Origin of the sequence: Streptomyces sp. NPDC047841 (assembly GCF_040704085.1) — a bacterium.
In the GTDB taxonomy this organism is placed as follows: Bacteria; Actinomycetota; Actinomycetes; order Streptomycetales; family Streptomycetaceae; genus Streptomyces; species Streptomyces argyrophylli.
This window is the reverse complement of record NZ_JBEYRP010000022.1, coordinates 120,216-129,161: the sequence shown is the minus strand read 5'-3', so window position 1 is coordinate 129,161 and position 8,946 is coordinate 120,216. Positions and strand designations below refer to the sequence as shown.

9 protein-coding genes are annotated in these 8,946 nt (G+C 71.1%); 3 read left to right on the top strand and 6 right to left on the bottom strand.

The genetic code is table 11. The features are described 5' to 3' along the window. Positions 1-235: 235 nt before the first annotated feature. The 4 genes from AB0947_RS32140 to AB0947_RS32125 form a co-directional block, all read right to left on the bottom strand. Positions 236-427: an acyl-CoA carboxylase subunit epsilon gene (locus tag AB0947_RS32140; protein ID WP_366753872.1), complete on the bottom strand. Its 192-nt coding sequence runs from the start codon at positions 425-427 to the stop codon at positions 236-238. A gap of 35 nt (positions 428-462) precedes the next feature. Continuing rightward, complete coding sequence (locus tag AB0947_RS32135; RefSeq protein WP_366753871.1) at positions 463-2,058, bottom strand: acyl-CoA carboxylase subunit beta; 1,596 nt, start codon at positions 2,056-2,058, stop codon at positions 463-465. 154 nt (positions 2,059-2,212) lie between these two features. Then, complete coding sequence (locus AB0947_RS32130) at positions 2,213-4,516, bottom strand: polysaccharide lyase 8 family protein (RefSeq protein WP_366753870.1); 2,304 nt, start codon at positions 4,514-4,516, stop codon at positions 2,213-2,215. Between the two features lie 35 nt (positions 4,517-4,551). After that, positions 4,552-5,058, bottom strand: coding sequence for a hypothetical protein (locus tag AB0947_RS32125; protein ID WP_171152516.1), 507 nt, complete (start codon positions 5,056-5,058; stop codon positions 4,552-4,554). A gap of 223 nt (positions 5,059-5,281) precedes the next feature. On the opposite strand from AB0947_RS32125, the gene AB0947_RS32120 reads away from it, so the two are divergent. Beyond that, positions 5,282-5,887 (top strand): YceI family protein, encoded by a 606-nt coding sequence (locus tag AB0947_RS32120; RefSeq protein WP_366753869.1) that lies wholly within the window; start codon positions 5,282-5,284, stop codon positions 5,885-5,887. 118 nt (positions 5,888-6,005) lie between these two features. Here the strand turns inward: AB0947_RS32120 and AB0947_RS32115 are convergent, their stop codons facing one another. Further along, positions 6,006-6,443: an ATP-binding protein gene (locus AB0947_RS32115; RefSeq protein WP_366753868.1), complete on the bottom strand. Its 438-nt coding sequence runs from the start codon at positions 6,441-6,443 to the stop codon at positions 6,006-6,008. Between the two features lie 112 nt (positions 6,444-6,555). On the opposite strand from AB0947_RS32115, the gene AB0947_RS32110 reads away from it, so the two are divergent. Next, positions 6,556-7,377 (top strand): helix-turn-helix transcriptional regulator, encoded by an 822-nt coding sequence (locus AB0947_RS32110; RefSeq protein WP_366753867.1) that lies wholly within the window; start codon positions 6,556-6,558, stop codon positions 7,375-7,377. Further along, complete coding sequence (locus tag AB0947_RS32105; RefSeq protein ID WP_171152521.1) at positions 7,374-7,559, top strand: DUF397 domain-containing protein; 186 nt, start codon at positions 7,374-7,376, stop codon at positions 7,557-7,559. The genes AB0947_RS32110 and AB0947_RS32105 overlap by 4 nt, the downstream gene beginning before the upstream one ends. 15 nt (positions 7,560-7,574) lie before the next feature. Here AB0947_RS32105 and AB0947_RS32100 read toward each other — a convergent pair whose 3' ends face one another. Further along, the gene (locus tag AB0947_RS32100) at positions 7,575-8,936 is read right to left on the bottom strand and encodes a hypothetical protein (RefSeq protein WP_366753866.1); all 1,362 of its coding nucleotides are present in this window, start codon (positions 8,934-8,936) and stop codon (positions 7,575-7,577) included. Positions 8,937-8,946 lie beyond the last annotated feature (10 nt).

Below are 8,946 nucleotides of genomic sequence, written 5' to 3'. Positions count from 1 at the left end.
GCCCTCGTACTGGACGTACTTGGGTCTGGGGCCGGTGCGGCGAGAGTGCGTGCATGGCGTCGCGCGGCAGACGCGAATTGTCAGACAGGCCCTAGGGGCCCTTTCCGTCCGGAGAGGGCCCCTTTGCCGTACCCCGGGGGCCGTACGGCGGCCCGGGGCGCGCGACCGGGAGCCGGACGCACCGCAGCCCCGCCTCCCACGAGGGGTGGCGGGGCTGCGGTCGCGTGCCTGAGGCTCAGTGCCAGCTGTGCGGGGCCCGGAAGCCGGGCTCGCGCTCCAGGCGGCGCCAGCCTGCCTTCGGGCGGGCGCGGTGGGTCACCGTGGGCTCGGGGCGGGCGGCGGCGCGGGCCAGGAGGATCGCCGTGATGGCGGCGACTTCCTCGGGCTCGGCGTGGCCCTTCTCGACGCGGATGTCAGCAGTGCTCATGGGTGTCGTTCTCCCTGGGAGAGGTGTCCGCCGGATTACTGCGGAGGGTTGCCGTGCTTGCGGGAGGGCAGGTCGGCGTGCTTGGTGTGCAGCATCGCCAGGGACTTGATCAGCACCTCGCGGGTCTCGGCGGGGTCGATGACGTCGTCGACCAGGCCCCGCTCGGCCGCGTAGTAGGGGTGCATCAGCTCGGACTTGTACTCCTTGACCATCCGTGCCCGCATGGCCTCGGGGTCCCGGGCCTCGGCGATCTGCCGGCGGAAGATGACGTTGGCCGCGCCCTCCGCCCCCATCACGGCGATCTCGTTCGTCGGCCACGCGTACGTGAGGTCGGCGCCGATCGACTGGGAGTCCATGACGATGTAGGCACCTCCGTACGCCTTGCGCAGGATGAGCGAAATCCTCGGCACGGTCGCGTTGCAGTAGGCGTACAGCAGCTTCGCGCCGTGGCGGATGATTCCGCCGTGCTCCTGGTCGACACCGGGGAGGAACCCGGGAACGTCCAGGAACGTGACGATCGGGATATTGAAAGCGTCACACATCTGGACAAAGCGCGCAGCTTTTTCGCTCGCCTCGATGTCCAGCACGCCCGCCAGGACCTGCGGCTGGTTCGCGATGATGCCGACCACCTGGCCGTCCAGACGGGCGAGGGCGCAGATGATGTTGCGCGCCCAGCGCTCGTGGACCTCCAGGTACTCGCCGTCGTCGACGATCTCCTCGATGACCTTGGTCATGTCGTAGGGCCGGTTGCCGTCGGCCGGGACGAGGTCCAGCAGCACGTCGCCGCGGCGGTCCGCCGGGTCCGCGGAGTCGACCCGTGGCGGGTTCTCGCGGTTGTTCTGCGGGAGGAGCGACAGGAGGTAGCGCACCTCGGCGATGCACGTCTCCTCGTCGTCGTACGCGAAGTGACAGACGCCGCTCGTCTCGGCGTGGACGTCCGCGCCGCCCAGACCGTTCTGGGTGATCTCCTCGCCCGTGACGGCCTTGACCACGTCGGGGCCCGTGATGAACATCTGGGACGTGTCGCGGACCATGAAGACGAAGTCCGTCAGCGCCGGGGAGTACGCCGCGCCGCCCGCGCACGGGCCGAGCATCACGGAGATCTGCGGGATGACACCGCTCGCCTTGGTGTTGCGCTGGAAGATGCCGCCGTAGCCGGCGAGGGCGGAGACGCCCTCCTGGATGCGGGCACCGGCGCCGTCGTTGAGCGACACCAGCGGGGCGCCGGCCGCGATGGCCATGTCCATGATCTTGTGGATCTTGGTGGCGTGGGCCTCGCCGAGGGCGCCGCCGAAGATCCGGAAGTCGTGGGCGTAGACGAAGACCGTACGGCCCTCCACCGTGCCCCAGCCGGTGATGACACCGTCGGAGTACGGCTTCTTGGCCTCCAGGCCGAAGCCGGTCGCCCGGTGCCGGCGCAGTTGCTCGACCTCCTGGAAGGACCCGGGGTCGAGGAGCAGCTCGATCCGCTCCCGCGCCGTCAGCTTGCCCTTGGCGTGCTGCGCCTCGGTCGCCTTCTCGCTCGGGCCCGCCAGGGCCCGGGCACGGATCTCGTGCAGTTCGGCGACCCGTCCGCGTGCGTCCGTCGGCTCACCGGTCGGCTCACCCGTCGTCTCTTCCAAAACGGTCATGTAGCGACCTTACGAAGGACCCGAAGAAAAGCGAGCCGTCGACTCCGTACAGTCTCCGGCCCGTTTTCCTGGTGCCAGTGAACAGAACCGTGACGGCATGCAGGCATTCCGACTGCTCAGGAGGGCATCCCGTTGTAGGGAGACCACAAAGCCGTCAGCCGAGAGTCAGCTCACATTCGTGGGTGGCACATGCCCTCCCCGGAGTGACACGGAGCCTCAGACGGCGGTCAGCCGAAAGGACCTCGACGCCGTCGCCGGCCCGGGTCACCCCGCGCACCGGACGGTTCCAGACCAGCTCCAGCGGGGCTCCGGTGCGGGGCGGCTCGCTCACACGGAGGGCGGCCGTCCGGCCCCGGCGCACCACGAGCACGCTCGCGCCGGCCGAGACCGTCAGGTCCCCCACCGTACCGGCCCGCCAGAAGTTCCACGCCGTCAGGCCCAGCCCGGGGACGGCGACGGCCTGGTGACCGGCGTCGTTGGCGAGGACGGACAGCCAGTGCCGGTCGGCGGCCCGGGCGGCGGTCTCGGCGCGGGAGGCGCCGGGCAGCAGGACGTAGGCGTAGCGGGCGGCCTCGGGGTCGGTGCCGTGGTCGAGCCAGAGGGTCTGCCACCGCCGGGTGCGCCGCTCGTCCGTGCTGGTGGTGTTGATGTCCGACCAGGCGCCGGTGCGGTCCTCGCGCAGGGTGCGCAGCTCGCCGCCGTACGGCAGGATCCAGCCGCCGTGCTCCTCCAGATGGGCCCAGTTCCGCCCGCGCACGAAGCCCTGGGCGCCGTCCTCGCCCAGGTTGCGGCTGTCCACCACCGTCTCCACCGGGACGCCGTCGGCGCAGGAGATCCCGGCGCCGAGGCAGACCACGGCGTCGTCGAGGAAGAACCAGGACTTGTGGGCCTCAAGGGTGGAGCCGAGGCCCTTGAGGTGCTGGCCGACCGCCGCGTACGTGCCGTCGGTGGTCCCGCCGACCCAGCGGACGTCCGGCTTGGGGGCGCCCCATTCGCCGCCGGCCCGGTCGGACAGCCGCTTCGTGGACACGGTGGTGCCGGGCAGCCGGTACCAGTCGACGGTGGGCCAGTACCAGTCGGTGTACTGGTCGCTGCGGCCCCGGGGCCACCAGGAGAGCATGCCGGACCCGGTGTGCCAGCCGCGCGGGTTCTCGCCGTTGCCGCACTCGTAGTGGGCGATGCGGTCGCTGGCCATCGCGAGGGCGGCGGTGAAGCGGGGGGTGCGGTGGACGGCGCGGTCCATGGCCGGGAAGAGGCGGTGGCCGAGGGGTTCCGGGGCGGCGGGTCCGGGCGAGGCGGCGATGGCGCGCAGCCGCGCGAGGTCGGCGACCGGGAACTGACGGGACGTCAGCATGGGCACCACGGTGTCCCGTTCGATCCAGCCCCTGATCCGGCCGTGCCACCGCTCCCGCTCGGCCGCGCTCGCGCCGTCCGCGAGCAGGGCGACGGCGGCGATCAGGGCCTGCCCGTGGTAGTGGTCGCCGCGCAGCACGTGCTGGTCGTCACCGCGCAGGTAACCGCGGCTGATGGCACGGCCGTTGACGCAGTCCATCACCAGCCCGTCGTGGATCAGGGGCGCGTAGGCGTGCTCGACGCCGTCCAGGATGTTCTGCCGGGCGGGGTCGGTGACCTCCCACTCGGACCCGGCGAGCAGCGCGAACAGCCGGCCCAGGCCGTCGAGCAGGACCTGGCCGTACGTACCGGAGTAGGCGACCCAGGTGTGCTGGACGAAGGAGCCGTCGGCATAGAGGCCGTCGCCCCGCGTCACGTACGGGAAGACGGGCGAGAGGGCGTCACGGGCCAGGGAGATCTTCTCCGGACTCCGGCCCAGGATGCCGCGCACGGCGACCGAGCGGCACAGGTCGACGCGGTTGGCGCCGGTGGAGGTGCCCGAGTAGTCGGTGAGCACGGCGTCCGGGACGAAGTGGTCGACGGCCGCGCAGACCGCCGCCACCCGGGCGGGGCCGGCCTGCTCGTACAGGGCGGCCGTGATGTCCGTCAGCAGCCGGGGGCTGCCGATCTGCCACTCCCACCAGTTGCCGTAGCGGGTGGTGGCCGGGTTGTAGACCGTGGCGGAGAGGTGGTCGAGCCCGCGCAGTACGTCGGCGAGGAGACCCGGATCACCGGTGGAACCGGTGCCGGCCTGGACGTACGCCTGGGCCATGGTCCACAGGCGGTCGTAGCTGGAGGTGATCCCGGAGGGCGGGTCGAAGGGGTGCCCGGGCCAGAGCGAGCCGGGACCGGGAACCATCCCGGCCCGGAACTCCCTCGCCTGCTCCCCGAGTTGGGCGAGCCTGGAGGCGTACGGCTCGGCGGCCGGGTCGTACCCCGCGCCCAGGGCGATGCCGAGCCAGCGGCGGCGCAGCACGTCGTACGGGTCGTCGGCCGCCCGCGCGCCCGGCGCCGGGACGGCGGCGAGGGCGGCGGCCAGCAGCAGCGCGCGTCGGGTCATGCGCATGGGCCGGTCACCGCCCTCTCCCGCCGGCTCCCGGCTCAGCAGCCGCCGCAGTTGTAGTAGAGGACGTCCCAGTGGCTGCCCTCGTCGGCATAGATGTTGCCGGAGCCGGACTGGTACTGCGGGGCGCCGTCGCCGCGCAGGCCGATGTAGCCGAAGTTGTTCTTGATGTACGACGTCACGCAGGTGTTCTTGCCGTAGTCGAGCTTGTAGCCGTTCCAGTGGGAGTAGGTGCCGGAGGCGTGGCCGGTCTCGGTGCCGCCGGTGATGTTGAGGGCGCAGCCGCTGGCCCGCTTGAGGGTCTGGGCGCCCTGGGCGGTGGCGAGGTTGAGCTGCTCGAAGGAGGTACAGGTGGAGTTGTTGCGGTCGGAGCAGTTGCCCGAGGAGGACCAGGTGATGCCGACGTCGCGGAACATCTGGGTGGCGGTCGCGTGGCTGATCTTGGTGACGGCGAAGGCGTCGGTGGCGGTGCCGAGGACGGCGACGCCGGGGGCGACGACGAGGGCGAGCGCGGTGAGCAGCGAGCGGGTCGTGAGCGGCTTCATGGGGACCTTTCCTGCGGTGGGCCGTGCGTCCTGTGGGTCGGCTGTGCAGGTGGTGCAGCCAGATGGTGCCCGAGCGCTCGGCCGGTGCGCCAGAGGGCGGAATCGATTACTCGGAGCATTCGCGGAAACACGCTGCGGATGATGTTGAAAACCGAACCGAATGGGTCTACTGTCTGAGTCGCAGGTTGGTTCAACGTTCAACAAAGAGCTCAAGGAGCACGCCGTGGGAATCTTCAGCCGCAAGGACACCACCCCCGCCCCCGCCGCGCAGGCCACCGCCGGCCCCGACCTGACCGCGCTGACCGGCGACTACACGATCGACCCGTCCCACAGCACGATCGGTTTCGTCGCCCGGCACGCCATGGTCACCAACGTCAAGGGCGGCTTCCAGGACTTCACCGGCACGCTCCACCTCGACGGCGCCGACCCCACCAAGTCCACGGCCACGCTCGACGTCCAGGTGGCCAGCATCGAGACCGGCAACGCCGACCGCGACGGCCACCTGAAGTCGTCCGACTTCTTCAAGATCGACGAGCACCCGGTCATGACGTTCCGCTCCACCAAGGCCGAGTCCCTGGGCGGCGACGACTACCGCATCACCGGCGAGCTGTCCCTGCTCGGCGTCACCAAGCCGCTCACCATCGACCTGGAGTTCAACGGCGCCGCGAAGGACCCGTTCGGCAACGAGCGCGTCGGCTTCGAGGGCAAGGCCGAGATCCTGCGCTCGGAGTGGGGCCTGACCTGGAACGCGGCGCTGGAGACGGGCGGCGTCCTGGTCTCCGACAAGATCAAGCTGGTCTTCGACATCTCGGCGATCAAGAACGCGTGAGCCTCCGGCGGCCGACGGGGGGTGGGCACGGTGTCCGTCGGCAACAGGTGACCGTCGGTCCGGTCGTTCGGTGAGTCCGTCACCGAACGACCGGACCGACGGCCACGTCTCCGCACGCTCACCCCAGCCGACCCGGGACGGCCACCTCAGCACCCCGCACCGCGAACTCGCACCACACGATCTTGCCGGGGTTCCGCTCCCCCACCCCCCACTTGTCCGCGAGGGCCGCGACGAGGAGCAGGCCCCGGCCGTGTTCCGCCTCCGCAGCCGGCTCCGGAGTCCGCACCTCGCCGGGACCACTGTCGTGCCCCTCGACGCGGAGGATGCCGTCCGTGTGCAGGGTCAGCCGCAGGAGGAAACCTCGGCCGGCCGGGACGCCATGGAGAAGGGCGTTGGTCGCCAGCTCGCTCACGCAGAGCAGTACGTCGTCGCTGCGCTCGGCTGCGGCCCAGTCCGTCAGCGCCTGGTGGGCGAACTCCCGCGCGAGCCGTACCGACCTGCGGTCCCTGCGGTAGAAGGTCTGGCGTGTGCGGGGGTGTCGGGGTTGTGCGTTCATGCCGCGAGTGTCACTGTGCGTCACTACACTGGGTCAGTGAGTGAGGTCGTAGTTCTGATTGCTACGAGTCCACTACGAGAGCTTGGCGTGCATACGGGGGAAAGGAACGGCCATGCACGTGGCATCGAGGCCCAAGAAGGTCGGTTCGTGGTACGCGGTCGGCGCGCTGGTGGCGCACTTCCGGAAGAAGGCCCGCCTCACACAGGAACAGCTCGCGGAGTCGGCGAACCTCGCGGTCGACACGGTGAGGTCGATCGAGCAGGGGAGGCTGGCCCTCCAGCCGGACCGCGCCGAGCAGTTCGACGAACTCCTCGACACGGGTGGGGCGTTAACGGTGGTGGTGGCCAAGCTGCCGGTACGGGACCGGATCGTTCAGTTCGCGCAGGGGTTGGTGGATCATGAGCAGGAGGCGGTGAGCGTCCTCTCGTACGAGACTCAGATGGTGCCGGGCTTGCTTCAGACCCGGGAGTATTGTCTGGCCGCCTTCGACTCCCGCTACCCCGCACTCGGGAGCGAAACGGCCGAGCAGTGGGTGAATGCGCGCATGGACCGGCAGTTGATCTGGCAGCGGGACCGGCCGCCGGTGGGTCACTTCGTGCTGGAGGAGAGCGTTCTACGGCGGGAGGTCGGCGGACCGGAGGTCATGCGGGCACAGATCCGCCAGATTTTGGCCTACACCGCGCCGATCCACATGAGCGTGCAGATCATGCCCATGGATCGCATGCCGCACGCCGGGCTCGCGGGGCCCATGACTCTGCTTGAAACCCCCCAGTACGAGCGTCTGGTGTACCTGGAGGTGCAGCGTGCCAGCTTCCTCGTCGACGACCCAGACGAGGTCAGTGACTATCACCTGAAGTATGGAATGCTGCGGTCACAGGCCCTCTCACCCGACGAGAGCGTGCGCCTGCTGAACGGACTGCTAGGAGAGTCATGAACACCGCAGCAGCACTCGCATGGTTCAAGTCGAGCTACAGCAGCAACGAAGGCGGCAACTGCCTCGAGGTAGCCACCACCCCCACCACCATCCACATCCGCGACTCCAAAACCACCCCCGGCCCCACCCTCACCCTCTCCCCCGCCACCTGGACCCGTTTCCTCGACGGCATCGCCCGCTGAGCGGCAGCTCACCGCTCAGAAGCCCCCGCCGAAGTCCCCTCCCCCGCCCCCTCCCCCGCCGTCGAACCCGCCCCCGTCGCCGAAGCCGCCGCTGAAGTCGCCGGGGTCGAAGTCGGTGCCCGAGACGTCGCCGCCCTCGTAGCCGCCGCCCCCGCCGAAGTCGCCGTATCCGGTGCCGTAGTCGGCGGCGTACGACGGGGTCGCCATCGCGCTGCCGAGCAGGGTGCCGACGAGGAGGCCGGGGAGGAGGCCGCCGCCGAAGTAGCCGCCGGCCCAGGGGCCGTAGGCCGGGCCCGCGTCCCAGTAGGGGCGGCGGCCGTAGTCGGTGTCGACCTCGCGGATCACCGGGTCGCGGCCGTCGGCCAGACGGGTGGCGTCGGCCGCGCAGACCGGAACCTCGCGCGGGGCGCCGCCGGGCGGGGTCCAGGTGGCGTCGGTGACGGAGGGGCCGTGCCGGGGGTCGAAGAAGCAGGGCGGGCGGCGCTCCGGGAGCGGGCGGCCCTCGCGGCGGGCGGCCAGCCGGGCGAGGGAGAAGCGGCCGTCCTCCACCGCCTCGGTGACCGACCGGACGTCCTCCGGTCTGCGTGCCGCGGCCATGCGCTGCTTGGCGGTCTCGTAGGCGTCCAGCGCGCGCTCGTAGTCGGCGCGCATCGTGTCGTCGGCGCCCGCTTCCGAGGGGTGGAAGTCCAGGCGGTCGAGTTCCTCGCCGAACGCGGTGATGTCCTCGTCCACGACCACCCGCAGCCGGTCCAGGGCGGCCCGCTGCTCGTCCTCGCGGCGCCGGCGGTTGCGGCGGACCAGCGCGTAGGCGCCGCCGCCCGCCGCCACCAGGACGGCGGCCGTCGTGATCAGTGCGGTGGCGGAGGCGCCGCCGCCGTCGGCCGAGCCGCCCCAGCTCCGGGGGGCGTGGCCGCCCATGTTGGCCAGGGCGCGGTCGGTGAAGTCGGTGAGCTGGGCCTTGGCGTCCTCGCCCTGGACGCTGCGGACCAGGTTCTGCCGGGCCGTGGCCGACATGACGGAGGAGTCGGCGCGGGCGTCGAAGCGGTCGCCGAGGCGGATGCCGTACAGGCCGGTGACGCCGGTCGCGGAGCGCAGGTCGGCGAAGAGGTTACCGGTGGGGTATCCGGCCGGGAGGACGGCGATGAACAGGGGTTTGCCGGCGTCCTTGATCCGGGTGGCGAGGGTGTCGGCGTCCGCGGCGGACAGCTGGTCCCGGGCCGCGGGGTCGACGTAGACGGGGCTCTGGCGCAGTGCCTGGGCGATCGTGGAGACGCTGGTGTCCGCACTCGCCCCGGGCGCGAACAGGGTCGTCAGCGCCAGGGCGAGGGCGGTCAGCAGCAGGGCGGGGAGGCTTCGGGTCCGCGGCACGGCCTTCATATCTTGAAAC